This window comes from Stutzerimonas sp. S1 (genome assembly GCF_025966695.1).
Classification (GTDB): Bacteria; Pseudomonadota; Gammaproteobacteria; order Pseudomonadales; family Pseudomonadaceae; genus Stutzerimonas.
The window spans coordinates 95,582-112,643 of record NZ_JAOEIY010000009.1; the positions used below are offsets into that span (position 1 = coordinate 95,582).

The following is a 17,062-nucleotide window of genomic DNA, read 5'->3' on the forward strand; positions in this document are numbered from 1 at the left end:
CGACGCGGCCCCGCTCTTATCCTTCTTCGCTCTTTTCCTCTGGCGAGCCATTCGATGGGGCCCGTTCTTCCCGTGCGTGTGCTGTTCCTGCTACTCGGCCTGCTGCTGCTGATGGTGCTGTGGCTCTCGCTGGCGTTGGGACCGGTGAGCCTGCCTTTGGGCGATACGCTGAGGGCGACGCTGGGCCTGCTGGGCCTGTGGCCGGCGGATCCCGGGTCGGGCCAGGCCGAGCTGATCGTCGGACAGCTTCGGTTGCCGCGCGTCTTGCTGGGGCTGGCCGTGGGCGCGGTGCTCGCGCTGTCCGGGGTGGCCATGCAAGGGCTTTTTCGCAATCCACTGGCCGATCCAGGACTCATCGGCGTGTCCAGTGGCGCCGCGCTGGGGGCGGCCTTCGCCATCGTTGGTGGTGCGCTGTTGGGCGGGCTGCCGGCCGTGCTCGAACCGTACCTGTTGTCCTTATGCGCCTTTGCTGGCGGCCTGGGCGTCACTGCGCTGGTGTACCGCCTGGGCCGACGAGAGGGACAGGCGCAGGTCCCGACCATGTTGCTCGCCGGGATTGCGTTGACCGCACTCGCCGGTGCGCTGATCGGTCTATTTACCTACTTCGCCGACGACACCACACTGCGCACGCTGACCTTCTGGAACTTGGGTAGCTTGAGTGGTGCGGGCTATGACCGGTTGTGGCCGTTGCTGCTGGTGACCTTTGTTGTCGTGCTGTGGTTGCCGACACGCGCCAGCGCGCTGAACGCGCTGCTGCTCGGCGAGTCCGAGGCGCGTCATCTGGGGTTCGATGTCGAACGGCTCAAGCGCGAGCTGGTGCTCTGTACCGCTCTGGGCGTCGGCGCGGCGGTGGCGGCCGCCGGGATGATCGGCTTCATCGGGCTGGTGGTACCGCACCTGATCCGTCTGCTGGTCGGCCCGGATCATCGCATCGTACTGCCCGCATCAGCCTTGGCGGGCGCCAGCCTGTTACTGCTGGCTGATCTGGTCGCGCGCTTGCTGCTGCAGCCGGCGGAGCTGCCAATCGGCATCGTCACGGCGCTGCTCGGCGCGCCATTCTTTCTATATCTATTGCTACGTGGACGTGCCTGATGCTGTCGGCCGAGGGGCTTGTTGTTCGCCGGGGCGGCCGATTAGTGTTGCAGAACATCGATCTGCAGGTGCCGCGGGGTCATGTATTCGGTGTGCTCGGGCCCAATGGTGCCGGTAAGAGCAGTCTGCTCAGTGCGCTGAGTGGTGAGTTGGCGCCGGCCAGCGGGCAGGTGCTGCTGCACGGCCGGCGGATGGCGAGCTGGGGCGCACGGGAACGAGCCCGCAGCCTGGCGGTGTTGCCGCAAACCTCGACATTGAGTTTCGCCTTTCGTGTGGATGAAGTGGTGGCGATGGGGCGCTTGCCTCATGACAGCGGTCGCGAGGCGGATGAGCGGATCATCACCGAGGCGCTGACTGCAGCCGACGCTTTACATCTGCGGCTGCGCACTTATCTGGAACTCTCGGGCGGCGAGCGTCAGCGGGTCCATCTGGCGCGGGTGTTGACGCAGTTGTGGCCGGGCCGTGAAGGGCAGGTGCTGCTGCTTGACGAGCCGACGTCCATGCTCGATCCGGCGCATCAACACGCCATCCTCCAGGTGCTCAGAGACTTCGCTGAGCGGGGTGGTGCTGTGCTGGTGATCCTGCATGACCTCAATCTGGCGGCGCGCTATTGTGACCGTCTGCTGCTGCTTGCGGACGGAATCGCCCAGGCGAATGGCACGCCGCAGGAGGTGTTGCAGGCTGACCTGCTGCGTGCGGTGTTTGGACTGGAGGTGCTGGTACAGCGTCATCCCGAGCGCAACCATCCGCTGATCATTGCCCGTTGAGGAGTCGCCGTGCGCATTCTCTTGCCGTTGATACTGTTGCTGTCAGCCTGCTCTTCGTTACCGCCGCTGCCTGAATGGCAAAGTCCAGAAGGGCGCGAGCATGCTGATCTCGGTGCGATCGTCGACCTGCGCAGCGGCGAACGGCTGACGGCCGAACAGCTGGTCGAGCAGCTTGCCAGCGCGGACTATCTGCTGGTCGGCGAGCGTCATGACAATCCCGACCACCATCTGCTGCAGCAATGGTTGTTGCAGGCACTGGTGACGCGTCGCGCGCAGGGCAGCCTGCTGCTCGAGATGCTGACGCCCGATCAGCAGCGCGCGGTGGGCCAAGCGCAGGAAAGCATTCGTCTTGGGCAGCCTCCGCAGGACCTGCCGGGCGCCTTGGCATGGCAACGCGGCTGGCCATGGGAGCTATACGGCCCTCTGATCGAATACGCTTTGGCGCAGCCTTACCCGGTCATGCATGCGAACCTGGCGAGCAAGGAGGTTTCGGCGATCTATCAGCGGGTCCCGCAGTTGAGCGGGGCCGTATCCGGCCGCGCCGACGTTGGCGATGCCTTGCGCGCGCAGATTGTCGAGTCCCACTGCGGCATGCTGCCCGATTCGCAGTTGCCCGCCATGTTGGCAGTGCAGCAGCAGCGTGATCGGCGCATGGCTGAGCGCCTGCAGGCAGCACCTGTGCCGACGATGCTGCTTGCCGGCGCGTTTCATGTGCGTCGCGACCTCGGGGTGCCGTTACACCTGCTCGATCTGGCAGCGCCAGGGGCGTCGCGCGTGTTGATTCTTGCCGAGGTGGGCGACCCGGTAACGCTGCAGCAGGCTGACTTCGTCTGGTTCACACCCGGGCAGCTGGCCCAGGATTACTGCGAGCAGCTGCGCAGGCGCTGACAACCTGGCGTGGTGCATTTGCGCAGGGCAAAAAAAAGACCCGACAGAGTCGGGTCTAAAAACCGTGATTAGCCTGATGAGGAGATAACCTGAAAGTCCGACTGCCTGGGCCTTCAGTTACCGGCTGATCTCGCGACCAGTTGAGATAATAATAACTATTCTCATTTCCAAGTCAACAGTCCTTCCGATTTTTTTTCGGCCGTGGTCTTGTTTCAGGCCGGGACCGCAAGGCGAAGCTGAGTGACTTCCTTGTTCAGCAGGTCGATACGGCGCGCCATGCTCTCGATCAGGCTGTGGGCGATGCGTGGATTGCTTTGAGTCAGGCCGAGGAACTGTTCCTTGGGGATGACCATGACCGTGCATGGCTCGCTGGCGACGACAGTTGCGCTGCGTTTTTCCCGCGTGAAGACCGCCATTGCGCCGAAAATCTCGTCTTTCTGCACGTCTCCGACTTTCTGTCCGTCGACACGGGCCTCGGCGCGGCCGTCGACGATGATGAACACGTTGTCTGCTTCATCGCCCTGGTGAATCAGTTCGTCCCCGGCGGCGAAATGCTTGAACCCAGTAGCAGGCCGAATATCCGGCTGCTTGAGGCGTGCCAGGGCGTCGGAGAGCAGGGCGGTATGGCCGATGAGGTACTGGATGAATAGTTCCTGGCGTCGGCCATCGGCGTGGATATGGGCCAGCACCTCGCTGCGCGCGTAGGGGGTCAGCCTGATCGGCTCATCGCTGCAGTAGCGGCAAGGCGGCAGGTCGCTGCCCTGGCGTAGTCCAAGGAGGTCGCCTTCCTGCAGATAGAACAGCGGCTTGTCATCGATCGACGCATGCAGCAAGCCGCTTTCGATGAGAAACAGTTGCTCTTCGGCAAGCGCGCTGCTGAGGTCGTCGGTGTGGCTGTACTCGATATCCGGCCCGCATGGCGACAGGCCCTCGAGCAGCTGGGGTGGAATGCCCTGCAAGCGGTTGATCAGACGATCGGCATAGGCCGGTTGCTCCCCGAGTAGATACATGTCGGTAATCCTTGAACGAACGGGCAAATCGATGACTGGGCCGGTTCGCGCACAATAGGCATGGGCTCGGAGGGAGTAAATCCTGTGCAGCGGAGGTTGTGAGCTAGCTCTTGTTGTGGCTATCGCCGAGATGTTGATTCAGTTCGTCCTTGAGTGTTGCCGGCAGATCTTGCCAGGGCATGTTGCGCAGCGCCCCTTCGATTGCATACAGCAGCACCTTCGATGCTCCGAAGCCTCGGGCTTTGACTGCGCGGTAGGAGCCTACCGCGCCGAGACGCTGCAGATCTGCGACGGTGTGGATGCCGGAGGCGTGGAGCCACTGTGCGGAGGTCTTGCCGAGGTTTCTCAGGGTGAGGAGTTCGTCGTGCATGGTAGCTTCCTTGCGTGGCTACTGAACGGGATACCCTGCCAGAAAGTGTAGCGGCCAGCGGATGGGACGCAGGGTTTGTTCGTCGCCCCAGGCTTCGCGCAACGGCTGTTCAATCGTAGCGATCGGGTCGAGACCGTGCGTCTGCTGCCACTTGGTCACCGCAGACCAGGTGCGCAGGTAGCCGATAAGCTGGTCGAATCGCCAATTCGCCTCAATCGCAAAAGGTGGAACCGGGAGGCGCGCAAAGGGGGGATGGATATCCCGGTAACCTGCATCGACGCTGGCGCGGCCGGCTGGCCAGTAGCCGGCGAGTGTCTCGCCGTGCAGCTTGTGAACGATGTCGTCTAGCGCCGGATCGATCTGCAGCAGGCTATAGCACCAGGCGCAGAACAGGCCACCTGGCTTGAGGGCGCGCCGCGCCTGGGCGAAGAAGCTCGGGGCGGCGAACCAGTGTAACGCTTGGGCTACCACGATCAGGTCTAGCCGGGCATCCCTGATCGGCAACTGCTCCGCATCGGCGACGAAGCGTTCCACTGATTGCCACGGCGCTGCGGCGGTCAGTTGCTGGGCGCTGGCGTCACAAGCGAGTACCCGACGGAAATGTCGCTGCAAGGGCAGGCACGCCTGCCCGCTGCCGGCACCGATGTCCAGCGCTGCCTCGGTTGCCTTGCAGTGCTGCGCCAGCCAGTCAAATAGGGCCTCAGGATAAACCGGGCGAAACTGCGCGTAGTCGCGGGCGCGCGCCGAGAACAGCTCGATGCTGTCGCGTGACGTTGGCGATGCTGGATCGGAACGGCCAGGCATGATCGACTTCCGCAAGGTGATGCTGGCAAGTATAGGGGTGTCACCGCGATCCGCTCGCGGCGACACCACAGCTCATACGCCTGGTAGATGCTGGCGGATGGCTTCGAGCAGATTGTCCAGGCTGCCGGCATCATGCGTTTCGATGCGGCGACTGAGCGCCTGCTCGCTTTCGCTCAGCGGTTCGCGACTGGCCTGTTGCGCACGGATCACCTCCATCGTCGCATCGGACGGATCGCCGCCCTCGGCCTGACGCTGCTGTAGCCACTGGGCGAGCACGGCATCCGGTGCCTGACAGTCGAGGATGAGAAACGGCACGCCGGTGGCTTCGGCCACCTGCCAGGCGGCCTGACGCTGTGCATGCTTGAGATAGGTGGCGTCGACAACGACCGAGAAGCCGGCATGCAGCGCCTGGCTGGCCAGCTGGTGCAGGTGCCGGTAGGTTGCTTCGCTGGCACCTTCGCTGTAGATGCCGGCACCAAGCTGGCCTTGTTCGTCTGCCGCTTGTGCGCCGTGCAGGCGCTTGCGCTCCACATCCGAGCGCAGCCGCACCATGCCCAGCGCTTCGACCAGGCGCAGAGCCACGTGACTCTTGCCGACCGCCGATACACCGTGGGTGATCGCAAGGAAGCGCGAGGGTATTGCGCTGTAGCTTTCCGCGAGGTTGGCGTAGCTGCGGTATTGCCGCAGGATCACTTTGCGTTGTACGGCATCTTGCTCCTGATACAGGCGGAACAGGTTGACCTTGGCGCGCACCAGAGCGCGGTATGCCTTGTAGAGTTTGAGCAGTTCCAGTGCGGCGTAGTCGCCGGTGTGTTCCAGCCAGCCATTGATGAAACGACGGGCCTGGCACTTCAGGCCGCGATCCTCCAGGTCCATGGCGAGGAACGCGGCGTCAGAGGCGATGTCGATCAGCCGGAACGGCTCGTTGAACTCGATGCAGTCGAACAGCACCACCTTTCCATCGATCAGGGTGGCGTTGCCCAGGTGCAGGTCGCCATGGCACTCGCGAATGAAGCCGTCATGGCAGCGTTGCTGCAGCAATGGCGTCAGGCGGCTGATGCTCGTCTCGGTCCATTCCTGCAACGCATCGAGCTGCCGCAGGTCGGCCTCCTCGGTCAGTAGTGGACGGATCTGCTCGAAGTTCTGTGCCATCGGCGCGACGATCGCTTCGGCATTGTTCAGTGGGTGGCCGGCTGGCACTTGCGGCGTCTGCAGGTGGAAGCTGGCAATCTGTTTGGCCAGTGCGTCGATGTGCGCATCGGTCAGCTCGCCACGCGCCTGGACTTCGGCAAGTAGCTGGGTTTGCGGGAACTCGCGCATCTTCAGCACGTATTCGATGGGCTCGCCCGAGCCGCCCAGTTCTGGCGCCTGCGCCGTGCCGGTAATCGGCAGAACTTCCAGATAAAGATCCGAGGCCATGCGCTGATTCAGGCGCAGCTCTTCTTCGCAGAAATGCTTGCGTGCCGACAGTTCGGTGAAGTTGAGGAAGCCGAAGTCCACAGGCTTCTTGATCTTGTATGCATACTGGCCGGTGAGGATTACCCAGGAAATGTGCGTCTCGATGATCCGGAAGCCGTCGACCGGATGAGGGTAGAGGCCCGGATTCTGCAGGGCGGCGATGAGTGCTTGGCTCACGGTCTTTCCTTGTTGAACTTGTTGGAGGCGGCGTGGGGCTCGCTGCGAAGCACTCCGCGCGGTCGGAAAACCCCGGCATTATGGCCGCTGGGCTTGGCCCTGCAAACCGCCGAGAGGGCGTCTGACCGTCGCGGTAAAGGTGCGTATAATGCGCCGCCATGACTAAATCCCGCACTTCTCGTACTCGCTCGAAACGCCGCGCCGGCGGGGCTCGTCCCTGGCTGGGGTGGCTGCTCAAGCTTTCCATCGTCGGCCTGGTGATCCTCGCCGGTTTCGCCATTTATCTGGACGCCGTGGTGCAGGAGAAATTCTCCGGCAAGCGTTGGACTATCCCCGCCAAGGTCTATGCTCGCCCGCTCGAGCTGTTCGTCGGCCAGAAGCTGGCCAAGAACGATTTCCTCACCGAGCTCGATGCGCTGGGCTATCGCCGTGAGAGCGCGGCCACTGGCCCCGGTATCGCGTCGGTTGCCGCGAATAATGTCGAGCTGCATACCCGAGGCTTCCAGTTCTATGAGGGGGCTGAGGCGTCGCAGCGCGTACGGGTGCGCTTTTCTGGTGACTACGTCGCAGGGCTGACTCGCGCAAATGGTAGCGAGCTGGCAGTGGCACGCCTCGAGCCGCTGATGATTGGTGGCTTGTACCCGGCACACAATGAGGATCGCATCCTGATCAAGCTGGATCAGGTGCCGCCGTATCTGGTGGAAACCCTGGTCGCTGTCGAGGACCGTGAATTCTTCGAGCATTTCGGCGTGTCGCCGAAATCGATCGCGCGCGCCGTTTGGGTCAACCTGACGGCCGGGCAGGTCCGCCAGGGTGGCAGTACGCTGACTCAGCAGCTGGTGAAGAACTTCTATCTGACCAACGAGCGCAGCCTCAGCCGCAAGGCCACCGAGGCGATGATGGCCGTGCTGCTGGAGCTGCATTACGGCAAGCAGGAGATCCTCGAAGCCTATCTCAACGAGGTCTTCCTCGGTCAGGATGGTCGGCGGGCGATCCACGGTTTCGGGCTGGCCAGCCAGTATTTCTTCGGCCGGCCATTGGCTGAGCTCCGGTTGCATCAGGTCGCGCTGCTGGTTGGGATGGTCAAGGGGCCGACTTACTACAACCCGAGGCGCCATCCCGAGCGGGCGCTGGAACGCCGCAACCTGATCCTCGATCTGCTGGCAGAGCAGCAGGTCGTGACCGTCGAGGAGGCGACTTCCGCCAAGCAGCAGCCGTTGGGCGTGACGCAGCGCGGCAGCATGGCTGACAGTTCGTATCCGGCGTTTCTCGATCTGGTGAAGCGCCAGCTGCGTCAGGATTATCGAGAGGAGGATCTTACGGAGGAGGGCCTGCGCGTCTTCACCAGCTTCGATCCGATCCTGCAGCTCAAGGCCGAGAAGGCGATGAGCGAGACGCTCAAGCGGCTCGGCAAGGGTGCCGAGGCCGTCGAAGGCGCGATGCTGGTGACCAATCCGGAGACGGGCGAGATTCAGGCGATGCTCGGTAGTCGCCAGCCTGGCTATGCCGGTTTCAACCGGGCGCTGGATGCGGTGCGGCCGATCGGCTCGCTGATCAAGCCGGCGATCTATCTTGCCGCGCTGGAGAAGCCCAGCCAGTACACACTGACCAGCCTGCTCGAGGATGAGCCGTTCTCGGTCAAAGGTGGTGATGGGCAGGTGTGGAAGCCACAGAATTACGGGCGCCAAGCCCACGGTACTGTTTATCTGTACCAGGCGCTGGCCAATTCCTACAATCTTTCGACGGCACGGCTGGGACTCGATCTGGGTGTGCCTAATGTACTCAAGACACTGGCGCGATTGGGCGCAGAGCCGGACTGGCCGGCCTATCCGTCGATGCTACTGGGCGCCGGTGGCCTGCGGCCGATAGAGGTTGCGGACATTTATCAGACGCTCGCCAACGGCGGCTTCAATACACCGTTACGCGGAATCCGCAGCGTGCTGACGGCCGAAGGGGAGCCACTCAAGCGTTATCCCTTCCAGATTCAACAACGCTTCGATCCGGGTGCGATCTACCTGACCCAGTACGCGATGCAACGGGTGATGCATGAGGGCACCGGACGTTCCGCCTACAATCAGCTGCCGCGATCGCTGAACCTGGCCGGTAAAACGGGTACCACCAATGATTCGCGCGACAGCTGGTTCGCTGGTTTCAGCCAGGATCTGCTGGCCGTGGTCTGGCTCGGTCGCGACGACAATGGCAAGACCGCTCTGACCGGTGCCAGTGGCGCGTTGCAAGTGTGGAGCGATTTCATGCGAAGGGCTGATCCACTGCCCCTCGATATGCCGGTTCCGGATAACGTCGTGCATGTATGGGTTGATTCGCGTACAGGTCAAGGCACTGATCAGCGTTGTCCCGGTGCGGTGCAGATGCCCTATATTCGCGGCAGTGAGCCGATGCCCGGGCCAGGTTGTGGCATTCAGGAACCGGCCGAGTCGGTGATGGACTGGGTGCGTGGCTGGTTGGAGTAATCGGTCAGCTTCGCGACCCTAGCTTCTTGAAGAGGTTTGAAGATTGAACAAGCAATGGATGAGCGTGCTTGCGGCCGTCGCCCTGATCCCGGGGTGTGCCACGGTAGATCGGCGAGCGATCCCGGTGGTCGATGCCGGGGCGCCAGTTTCCGAGGAAGTAGCATCGCGCCAGGCATACCGCGCGCCAGGCATCGCGCAGGCGCCTCAGCCGGCCCAGGACGACTCCGGCGTTATGGTGATGATCCCGCAGGGGAACTCTGCGCCGCTGCAGACTTATGCGGCACCGGACAGCGGCATTGTCGGCTCGATTGACTCAGCACCGGCTTCGCCAGGCTCGTGGAGTGCCGCGCCGTCGCCGGTGCCGTCCACGCCGGCTCCCACGTCGCAGCCAAGCGGTATTCCCTCGGTGCAGGGGTTATCGGCGGACGAGCAGCTCGATGGTCCGGTCTTGGCCCTGCTGACTACTGCGCAACAACTGCAGGGTGGTGGTGATCTCAATGGCGCTGCGTCCAGTCTGGAGCGTGCACAGCGAATCGCGCCGCGTGAGCCCCAGGTGCTCTATCGTCTGGCTCAGGTGCGGTTGGCGCAGGGGGATGCCGTGCAGGCAGAGCAGCTTTCCCGACGCGCCCTGAGCTATGCCAGCGGGCGACCGGCACTGCAGGCCAGCCTGTGGGAACTGATCGCGCAGGCGCGGGACCGGCAGGGCGATGCGGCCGGGGCAGCTCAGGCGCGCGAGCGCGCCAAGGTCAGCCTCTGATGGATGCGCGTGTACCCGACGTGGCGCAACAGCTACTGCTGATTGAGCGGGAGTTGCGTCTGTTGGGGTTGTGGGCTTCTGAGCCGCCACCTGCAGAGGCGCTGGCGAGTCGCGAGCCGTTTTGCGTCGATACCTTGCAGTTCGAAGAATGGTTGCAGTGGGTTTTCCTGCCGCGCATGAAGACGATTCTGGAAGGTGACCAGTCGCTGCCCAGGGTGTCTGGCATTCATGCAATGGCTGAAGTGGTGTACTGCGAACGATCGGTTGGCGCGCTGCTTGCGGCTTTGCAGGGTTTCGACCGTCTCATCGCTAACGGCTAGCCCCTGCGTATTGAGGTAAGCCGGGTCGGGTCGCATGGATATCAGCCGACCCAAGCCTTACTTGCAGCGTTCGTTGATCTTTTGCTGGGTTTCCGCAATGCGGGCCTGGCGTTCTTCCTCCTTCAGGCGGCGGACCTCGCCGTTTTCCTCGACCCTCACTCGGGGATTGTTCTGCAGTTGCGCAAGGTTGGTCTGCAACGTTTCGCAGTAACGCTTGAGCTCCGCCTCTTGCTCGGCGACCTGCTGTTTGACCTTGTGGTCGATCTTCTTCTGATCCACCAGTGGCGCGCTATTTTCGCTGGCGCTCGGTTCGGTCGCGGCCACCTTCGGCGGTGGGGTGACGGTATTCAGTGTCTGCGCCGTCTGGCCCTCCGGCGGCTGTGCGCCGAAATGGGTGACTCCTTGGGCATCAACCCATTTGTACACTTGTGCCGCCATCGTGCTGCTGCTGATGGCAAGCAGCAGGCTCCCGACAATTACCATCGATCGCATGTTATTTCCTTCATTTAGGCAGAACCCGCGGCACTATACCCAAAAGCCCTGGCTTCGCTGCTGCACCAGGTCACAGGCTGAAAAGCGTCACAACGCAACGGCAGGCTTGACTTGCCAGCGCCGAATCCGAACAATCCGTGGCTTGCTGTCCTGAGCCGCTTCGCCGCAAGTGATACCGGCTCAGTCTAGACAGACATGAGGTGCTACCCGCGCCGACCTGCATCACCCGCAACGCGTTACCTCGCGCTGGGTGGAGAGCCCGCGACAACAGGGCTTCTTCCAATACTGGCTCAGTCAGTGGCTGACGTAGTCGGCGACCACCGTCGCTCATGCCCTGCCGGCAGTAAACCTATTTCAGGTGGCTCCGATCCTGGAGTCGCTATCTGGCGTTTCAGAGGTGAACAACGTGGAACTCTTATCCGGCGCTGAAATGGTCGTCCGCTTCCTGCGTGACGAAGGCGTTAAGTACATCTACGGGTACCCGGGCGGTGCCGTTCTGCATATCTACGATGCACTTTTCAAGGAAAAGTCCATCGAGCACATCCTGGTTCGTCACGAGCAGGCCGCCACCCACATGGCCGACGGCTACGCGCGTGCGACCGGCAAGGCTGGCGTGGTGCTGGTGACCTCCGGTCCTGGGGCGACCAATGCCATCACTGGTATCGCCACCGCCTTCATGGACTCGATCCCGATGGTGGTCATCTCCGGCCAGGTGCCCAGCACCATGGTCGGCACCGATGCCTTCCAGGAAACCGACATGATTGGCATCTCCCGGCCCATCGTGAAGCACAGCTTCATGATCAAGCATCCTTCGGAAATCCCCGAAGTGATGAAAAAGGCGTTCTATCTCGCCGAATCCGGGCGTCCTGGGCCGGTTGTCATCGATATCCCGAAGGATATGACCAACCCGGCCGAAAAATTCGAATACGTCTTTCCGAAGAAGGCCAAGCTGCGTTCGTACAGTCCGGCTGTGCGTGGGCATTCGGGCCAGATTCGCAAGGCGGCGGAACTCCTGTTGGGAGCCAAACGGCCCATCATCTATGCCGGTGGCGGCGTGGTCTTGGGTGGCGCCTCGGCGCAGCTGACCGAGCTGGCGAAGATGCTCAACCTGCCGGTGACCAACACCCTGATGGGGCTGGGTTGCTATCCGGGCAGCGACCGCCAGTTCGTCGGTATGCTCGGCATGCACGGCAGCTACACCGCCAACCTGGCCATGCACCATTCCGACGTGATCCTGGCTGTGGGTGCACGTTTCGATGACCGCGTGATCAATGGTGCGGCGAAGTTCTGCCCAAACGCCAAGATCATCCATGTCGACATCGACCCAGCGTCCATCTCCAAGACCATCAAAGCCGACATTCCGATCGTCGGTCCGGTCGATAGCGTGCTGACCGAGATGGTTGCCATCGTCAAGGAAATTGGCCAGGCGCCGAACGCCGAGACGGTCGCAAGCTGGTGGAAGCAGATCGACGAGTGGCGCGGCAACCGCGGGCTGTTCCCTTACGACAAGGGCGATGGTTCGATCATCAAGCCGCAGACCGCCATCGAGGTGCTCTGCGAAGTGACCAAGGGTGAGGCCTATGTTGCCTCGGACGTCGGTCAGCACCAGATGTTTGCCTGCCAGTACTACAAGTTCGATAAGCCCAATCGCTGGCTCAACTCGGGTGGTCTCGGCACCATGGGCTTCGGTCTGCCGGCAGCCATGGGCGTGAAGCTGAACTTCCCCGAAGCCGATGTCGCGGTGGTGACCGGCGAGGGCAGCATCCAGATGAACATCCAGGAGCTGTCCACCTGCCTGCAGTATGACCTGCCGGTGAAGATCATCAACCTCAACAACGGTGCGCTGGGCATGGTCCGCCAGTGGCAGGACATGGTGTACAACAGCCGCTATTCGCACTCCTATATGGAGTCGCTGCCGGACTTCGTCAGGCTTGCAGAGGCTTATGGTCACGTCGGCATGCGCATCACCGACCTGAAGGACCTCAAGCCGAAAATGGAAGAGGCCTTCGCCATGAAGGATCGCCTGGTATTCCTCGATATCGCCGTTGACACCAGCGAGCATGTCTATCCGATGCAGATCAAAGACGGCGCAATGCGCGACATGTGGCTGAGCAAGACGGAGCGGACCTGATCATGAGACACATCATTTCCCTTTTGATGGAAAACGAACCGGGCGCACTGTCTCGCGTGGTCGGGCTGTTCTCGCAGCGCAACTACAACATCGAGAGCCTCACCGTGGCGCCGACCGAGGATCCGACGCTGTCGCGCCTGACCCTGACCACCATCGGCCACGAGGAGGTGATCGAGCAGATCACCAAGAACCTCAATAAGCTGGTGGAGGTAGTCAAACTGGTGGACCTGTCGGAGAGCGCCCATATCGAGCGCGAGCTGATGCTCATCAAGGTCAAGGCCACCGGCGCCCAGCGTGCCGAGGTCAAGCGCACCACCGACATCTTCCGCGGACAGATCGTCGATGTGACTACCAGCGTCTATACCATTCAGTTGGCCGGAACCAGCGACAAGCTGGACAGCTTCATCCAGGCTATCGGAACCGCAGCGATTCTTGAGGTTGTACGCAGTGGCGTCACCGGGATCTCCCGGGGCGACAAGGTACTGAGTATCTGACTGGCCACGCTCGCTGAGCCAGTCGGCAACGTTTTATCGAATGGCCCACGAGGCCGGTAACAGGGGTAGTTTCATGAAGGTTTCATACGATAAAGATTGCGATCTTTCGATCATCCAGGGCAAGAAAGTCGCCATCATCGGGTACGGCTCCCAGGGCCACGCACACGCGTGCAACCTGAAGGATTCCGGTGTTGACGTCACCGTCGGCCTGCGCCCGGGCTCGTCGTCGATTGCCAAGGCCGAGGCCCATGGCCTGAAGGTCAGTGACGTGCCGGCCGCTGTTGCCGCTGCCGACCTGGTGATGATCCTGACCCCGGACGAGTTCCAGGGCCGTCTGTACAAGGACGAAATCGAACCGAACCTGAAGCAAGGCGCGACCCTGGCCTTCGCTCACGGCTTCTCGATCCACTACAACCAGGTCGTGCCGCGTGCTGATCTTGACGTGATCATGATCGCTCCCAAGGCACCGGGTCACACCGTGCGTTCCGAGTTCGTCAAGGGTGGCGGCATTCCTGACCTGATCGCGATCTATCAGGACGCTTCCGGTAATGCCCGTAACGTCGCGCTGTCCTACGCCTGCGGCGTCGGCGGTGGCCGTACCGGCATCATCGAAACCACCTTCAAGGACGAAACCGAAACCGACCTGTTCGGCGAGCAGGCCGTTCTCTGTGGCGGTTGCGTCGAGCTGGTCAAGGCCGGTTTCGAAACTCTGGTCGAAGCTGGCTACGCGCCGGAAATGGCCTACTTCGAGTGCTTGCACGAGCTGAAGCTGATCGTCGATCTGATGTTCGAAGGCGGCATCGCCAACATGAACTATTCGATCTCCAACAACGCCGAATACGGCGAGTATGTGACCGGCCCTGAAGTGATCAACGCCGAGTCCCGCGCCGCCATGCGTAATGCCCTGAAGCGCATTCAGGACGGCGAGTACGCCAAGATGTTCATCACCGAAGGTGCCGCCAACTATCCGTCCATGACGGCCTACCGCCGCAACAATGCGGCTCACGGCATCGAAGTGGTCGGCGAGAAGCTGCGTGCGATGATGCCCTGGATTGCGGCGAATAAGATCGTCGACAAGAGCAAGAACTGATCGTTCTCCTGCTCAAGAAAACGCGGCTTCGGCCGCGTTTTTTCGTTCTGACTGCCAGGCTTCTGGTATAAATCGAGAGTTTGGCCAGGCTGAACCGCGAGTCTGTCGATCTGGTCGAAATCTATCCGTACCTGTTGTAGAAGGTGAATGCGCATGAGTGGACAACCCGAAGAGCCGAACAAGCCAGTCGAGCCAGAGAGCCTGCTGCCGATCGACGAGCATGTCGAGGAAACCCAAGAGGCCGATGGCCGCAAGGTTCGCCATCGGGGCATTTATCTGCTGCCCAACCTGTTCACCACTGCCAACCTGTTTGCCGGGTTCTTCTCGATCATTACGGCGATCAATGGCAATTTCTACGTGGCCGCAGCGACCGTATTCGTCGCGATGGTTCTCGACAGTCTGGACGGGCGTGTGGCGCGCCTGACCAACACCCAGAGTGCCTTTGGGGCTGAGTACGATTCGCTCTCCGACATGGTGGCGTTCGGTCTGGCGCCCGCCGTATTGGCGTATGAATGGGCGTTGTCCGAGTTGGGCAATGTCGGGCTCACGGTCGCCTTCATCTACGTCGCCTGCGCCGCGCTGCGTCTGGCGCGTTTCAATACGCAGATTGGCAAGGTGGACAAACGCTGGTTCATCGGGCTGGCGAGCCCGGCCGCGGCGGGTGTGGTTGCCGGTTGGGTGTGGGCCGTATGGGCGCTCGATGAAGCCGGCATTCGTGGTGTCGAACTGCCGCTGGTGCTGGTCATGCTCTTTGCGCTGATGGTCGCGGCTGCCGGTCTGCTGATGGTCAGCAATATCAAGTACTACAGCTTCAAGGATCTGGATCTGAAAGGGCGGGTTCCCTTCGTTGCGATTCTGGTCGTGGTCCTGGTGTTTGCAGTCGTGTTCAGTGACCCGCCTCGAATCCTCTTGCTGATCTTCCTCGCATATGCGGTTTCCGGCCCGGTTCAGTACCTGATGCAGCTGCGTCGGCGTAAGCGCGTCGAGGGTTGATTTTCCATCTGGCTGCGCGTATTGCTCGTCCAGAGCCGATACGCGGAGCTACTCATGCTGATCAGAATCCCCCCTTCCGGTGCGTGCCGTGAATCCGAGGTGACGCCGGAGACGGTCTATCGAAGTCGGCGTAGCTTCATCCAGGGGGCAGCACTTGCCGGGGCGGCATTAGGACTGCCCTCTCTGGTCGGGGCGTCCGAGCAGTACCCCGGCGTCCCCGTCGCGCCAGCCTCTCCTTGGTTCGTAGGCAAACTGAGCGATACCCGTTGGCGCGCTGTCGCCTCGGAAGGCGAAGCCGTCACTCCGTATGCGGACGCCACCCAGTACAACAACTTCTATGAGTTCGGCCCCAACAAGGGCGACCCGGCACGTTATGCCGCTGAGTTGAAAGTCGAGCCGTGGACGGTGCTGATTGATGGTGAAGTCGAAAAGCCAGGGCGCTACCCGCTCGACGACCTTTTTGCTGAAGGTCAGCTCGAGGAGCGAATCTATAGGCTGCGCTGCGTGGAGACCTGGTCGATGGTGATTCCCTGGCTAGGTTTTCCGTTGGCGGACCTGGTACGGAGGGTTCGGCCCCTTTCGGCGGCAAAGTTTGTTCGCTTCGAAACGGCTTACCGGCCCGACGAGATGCGTGGCACGCGTTCCAGCTTTGCACTGATCGATTGGCCGTATGTCGAAGGGTTGCGCATGGATGAGGCGATGCATCCGCTCAGCCTGCTCGCCGTTGGCATGTATGGGCGGGTACTGCCCAATCAAAATGGCGCGCCATTACGGCTGGTCGTGCCCTGGAAGTACGGCTTCAAGAGCGTCAAATCGATCGTGCGGATCAGCTTTGTAAGTGAGCAGCCGGCCACCACCTGGCAGTCGATGGCCCCTGAGGAGTATGGGTTCTACGCCAACGTCAACCCGCAGGTCTCCCACCCGCGTTGGTCTCAGGCTCGTGAGCGGCGGCTTCCTGGCAGCTTGTTCAGCCCTAACGTCCGGGAGACCCAGTTGTTCAACGGCTATGCCGATCAGGTGGCAGGTTTGTACGCCTCGATGGATCTCACCAAGGACTACTGATGCGTTACCCGTTGTGGCGGCTGGGCGTGTTCCTATGCGCCGCCAGCGTACCTTTGTACTGGCTATATCTCGCCTGGACGTCTGCGCTGGGGCCTGACCCTGGAAAGGTTTTGGTGGATAACCTGGGGCAGGGCGCGCTGGTCCTCTTGCTTCTAACGCTTGCCATGACGCCCATGCAGCGGGTGACGGGTTGGGCCGGCTGGCTCGCCGTACGCCGCCAGCTCGGACTTTGGTGCTTCACCTACGCGTTGCTGCATCTCGCTGGTTATCTTTTCTTCCTGCTGGGTGCGGACTTCTCGCGTTTGCCCGAGGAGTTGAGCGAACGCCCATATATTCTCGTCGGGATGCTCGGGTTACTTGGGCTCACCGCGCTGGCCGCTACCTCCTCTCGATGGAGCATGCGTCGTCTCGGTAAACGCTGGAAAACCCTGCATCGACTGATCTACGTAATCGTCATCGTGGTGTTGCTGCATATGCTTTGGGTTGTACGTGCCGACGCTGGCAGATGGGCGTTTTACGCCGGTGTAGCTGTGATCCTGCTTGCTCTACGGTGTCCAGTCGTGGCCTCTGCTATGGGGCGGCCTCGCAGTCAAAGAACCAAGTTGGCAACAAAACTGAAATAAGCGGTTGACGCCAGTTTTGAGGCCCCTATAATGCGCACCACTTCCGGCGCAGTCCTTAAGTAA

At 61.8% G+C, this 17,062-nt stretch carries 17 protein-coding genes; 12 read left to right on the top strand and 5 right to left on the bottom strand.

Going from position 1 to position 17,062, the window contains the following annotated elements; translation table 11 throughout:
* Positions 1-54 precede the first annotated feature (54 nt).
* Genes N8H22_RS19045 through N8H22_RS19055 form a run of 3 tightly spaced genes read left to right on the top strand, consistent with a single transcriptional unit; the run spans position 55 to position 2,747 of the window.
* On the top strand, positions 55-1,092 hold the full coding sequence (locus N8H22_RS19045; RefSeq protein WP_264592058.1) for an iron ABC transporter permease: 1,038 nt from the start codon (positions 55-57) through the stop codon (positions 1,090-1,092).
* Entirely contained in the window at positions 1,092-1,859 is a 768-nt protein-coding gene (locus tag N8H22_RS19050) for a heme ABC transporter ATP-binding protein (RefSeq protein WP_264592059.1), read from the top strand. Before N8H22_RS19045 ends, N8H22_RS19050 begins: the two co-directional genes overlap by 1 nt.
* A 9-nt stretch (positions 1,860-1,868) precedes the next feature.
* Entirely contained in the window at positions 1,869-2,747 is an 879-nt protein-coding gene (locus N8H22_RS19055) for a ChaN family lipoprotein (RefSeq protein WP_264592060.1), read from the top strand.
* Between the two features lie 212 nt (positions 2,748-2,959).
* On the opposite strand, the gene N8H22_RS19060 is transcribed toward N8H22_RS19055, so the two are convergent.
* The 4 genes from N8H22_RS19060 to N8H22_RS19075 form a co-directional block, all read right to left on the bottom strand.
* Complete coding sequence (locus N8H22_RS19060) at positions 2,960-3,757, bottom strand: cyclic nucleotide-binding domain-containing protein (protein ID WP_264592061.1); 798 nt, start codon at positions 3,755-3,757, stop codon at positions 2,960-2,962.
* Between the two features lie 103 nt (positions 3,758-3,860).
* Positions 3,861-4,127: a TfoX/Sxy family protein gene (locus tag N8H22_RS19065; RefSeq protein ID WP_264592062.1), complete on the bottom strand. Its 267-nt coding sequence runs from the start codon at positions 4,125-4,127 to the stop codon at positions 3,861-3,863.
* A gap of 18 nt (positions 4,128-4,145) precedes the next feature.
* Complete coding sequence (locus N8H22_RS19070) at positions 4,146-4,931, bottom strand: class I SAM-dependent methyltransferase (RefSeq protein WP_264592063.1); 786 nt, start codon at positions 4,929-4,931, stop codon at positions 4,146-4,148.
* 72 nt (positions 4,932-5,003) lie between these two features.
* Positions 5,004-6,566 (bottom strand): bifunctional aminoglycoside phosphotransferase/ATP-binding protein, encoded by a 1,563-nt coding sequence (locus N8H22_RS19075; protein ID WP_264592064.1) that lies wholly within the window; start codon positions 6,564-6,566, stop codon positions 5,004-5,006.
* A gap of 158 nt (positions 6,567-6,724) precedes the next feature.
* Between N8H22_RS19075 and mrcB the strand changes: the two genes are divergently transcribed.
* Genes mrcB through N8H22_RS19090 form a run of 3 tightly spaced genes read left to right on the top strand, consistent with a single transcriptional unit; the run spans position 6,725 to position 10,114 of the window.
* Positions 6,725-9,037 (top strand): penicillin-binding protein 1B, encoded by a 2,313-nt coding sequence (gene mrcB / locus N8H22_RS19080; RefSeq protein WP_264592065.1) that lies wholly within the window; start codon positions 6,725-6,727, stop codon positions 9,035-9,037.
* Between the two features lie 58 nt (positions 9,038-9,095).
* Positions 9,096-9,794: a tetratricopeptide repeat protein gene (locus N8H22_RS19085; RefSeq protein WP_272890910.1), complete on the top strand. Its 699-nt coding sequence runs from the start codon at positions 9,096-9,098 to the stop codon at positions 9,792-9,794.
* Positions 9,794-10,114, top strand: coding sequence for a YqcC family protein (locus N8H22_RS19090; protein WP_264592067.1), 321 nt, complete (start codon positions 9,794-9,796; stop codon positions 10,112-10,114). Before N8H22_RS19085 ends, N8H22_RS19090 begins: the two co-directional genes overlap by 1 nt.
* 57 nt (positions 10,115-10,171) lie before the next feature.
* Here N8H22_RS19090 and N8H22_RS19095 read toward each other — a convergent pair whose 3' ends face one another.
* Positions 10,172-10,606 (bottom strand): DUF4124 domain-containing protein, encoded by a 435-nt coding sequence (locus N8H22_RS19095; RefSeq protein ID WP_264592068.1) that lies wholly within the window; start codon positions 10,604-10,606, stop codon positions 10,172-10,174.
* Positions 10,607-11,012: 406 nt separating this feature from the next.
* Here N8H22_RS19095 and N8H22_RS19100 point away from each other — a divergent pair, with 406 nt between their 5' ends.
* The 6 genes from N8H22_RS19100 to msrQ all read left to right on the top strand — a co-directional run bounded on the left by N8H22_RS19100 (position 11,013) and on the right by msrQ (position 16,999).
* Positions 11,013-12,737 (top strand): acetolactate synthase 3 large subunit, encoded by a 1,725-nt coding sequence (locus N8H22_RS19100; RefSeq protein ID WP_264592069.1) that lies wholly within the window; start codon positions 11,013-11,015, stop codon positions 12,735-12,737.
* 2 nt (positions 12,738-12,739) lie between these two features.
* Complete coding sequence (ilvN, locus tag N8H22_RS19105; protein ID WP_003288852.1) at positions 12,740-13,231, top strand: acetolactate synthase small subunit; 492 nt, start codon at positions 12,740-12,742, stop codon at positions 13,229-13,231.
* Positions 13,232-13,304: 73 nt separating this feature from the next.
* A complete protein-coding gene (ilvC, locus tag N8H22_RS19110; protein WP_003303406.1) occupies positions 13,305-14,321 on the top strand; it encodes a ketol-acid reductoisomerase in 1,017 nt (338 codons plus the stop codon).
* A 153-nt stretch (positions 14,322-14,474) separates the two neighbouring features.
* Positions 14,475-15,314, top strand: a complete 840-nt coding sequence (pssA, locus tag N8H22_RS19115; protein ID WP_264592070.1) for a CDP-diacylglycerol--serine O-phosphatidyltransferase — start codon at positions 14,475-14,477, stop codon at positions 15,312-15,314.
* Between the two features lie 54 nt (positions 15,315-15,368).
* Complete coding sequence (gene msrP / locus N8H22_RS19120; protein WP_264592071.1) at positions 15,369-16,376, top strand: protein-methionine-sulfoxide reductase catalytic subunit MsrP; 1,008 nt, start codon at positions 15,369-15,371, stop codon at positions 16,374-16,376.
* Positions 16,376-16,999, top strand: a complete 624-nt coding sequence (gene msrQ / locus N8H22_RS19125; protein ID WP_264592072.1) for a protein-methionine-sulfoxide reductase heme-binding subunit MsrQ — start codon at positions 16,376-16,378, stop codon at positions 16,997-16,999. The genes msrP and msrQ overlap by 1 nt, the downstream gene beginning before the upstream one ends.
* Positions 17,000-17,062: the final 63 nt, after the last annotated feature.